Source organism: Achromobacter sp. GbtcB20 (genome assembly GCF_019091095.1).
Lineage (GTDB): Bacteria > Pseudomonadota > Gammaproteobacteria > Burkholderiales > Burkholderiaceae_B > Achromobacter > Achromobacter mucicolens.
The window spans coordinates 1-879 of record NZ_JAGXJZ010000077.1 but is presented as its reverse complement, the minus strand read 5'-3'; the positions used below and the strand labels follow the sequence as shown (position 1 = coordinate 879).

Sequence of the window (879 nt, the reverse complement as noted above, 5' to 3'; positions counted from 1 at the left end):
CCCAAGCGCTATCGGACGCCGAACAGGCGCAGCGCCAGCTGGAACAGGCGCAGCAAACGCTCGGTAGCGCCTGGCCCATGTATCACGCGGAAGATGCCGTCCGCGAACTCTCCTCGCCATGGTCGACGTCCGACTGGAGACAAGCGCGCCAGGAATTGTTTCTCGCGGCGTTGGCGGTCCATCGGGCGTTCATTGAACGTCATTCAACCGAAATGCTCGCCAATTTAGGGCTGGCTGCGGACTGGCTGACGGGCAAGAACATGCCCGAAGCAATGGCGCAGCAGGCCCTGGACAGTCTGTGCCTTGTAGTACCCGTGCTTTCGACAACGTTCGCATCCCTGCCGCGCATGTTCAAGCAGGTATCCAGCGAAGCCATCGGCTGGCTCCTGATTGACGAAGCCGGCCAGGCAATGCCCCAGCAGGCGGCCGGTGCAATCTGGCGCGCCCGCCGAACGGTGGTTGTAGGGGATCCCAACCAGCTTGAACCTGTACTGGCGCTACCCACAGGGCTGCAAGGCGCGCTCGCCAAGCACTTCGGCGTGGGAAAACCCTGGTGGCCCGGCGACACCTCTGCTCAGCGCCTAGCCGATCAGACCATGACCATGGGCACCTGGCTGCCCGATGAGGCCATGGAGAAAATCTGGGTTGGTTCTCCCTTGCGCGTCCACCGACGCTGCGACGACCCCATGTTCTCGATCAGCAACCAGATCGCCTACGATGGCCTGATGGTCCAGGGGAAGGCGGTCACGCAGAAATCCTACCCAGCGTGTCACTGGATCGATGTGCGGTCGGATACGAGTAATGGCCATTGGGTTCCAAACGAAGGAACGGCGGCACGCGATCTGGTGAACCGGTTAACCGAGCAGGAGGGCGTTCCCG

1 protein-coding gene is annotated in these 879 nt (G+C 62.3%); it reads left to right on the top strand.

Annotated elements, in window-relative coordinates; genetic code table 11:
* The coding region (locus KVT32_RS27830) for an AAA domain-containing protein (protein ID WP_305864153.1) at window positions 1–879 on the top strand (879 nt) is incomplete at both ends.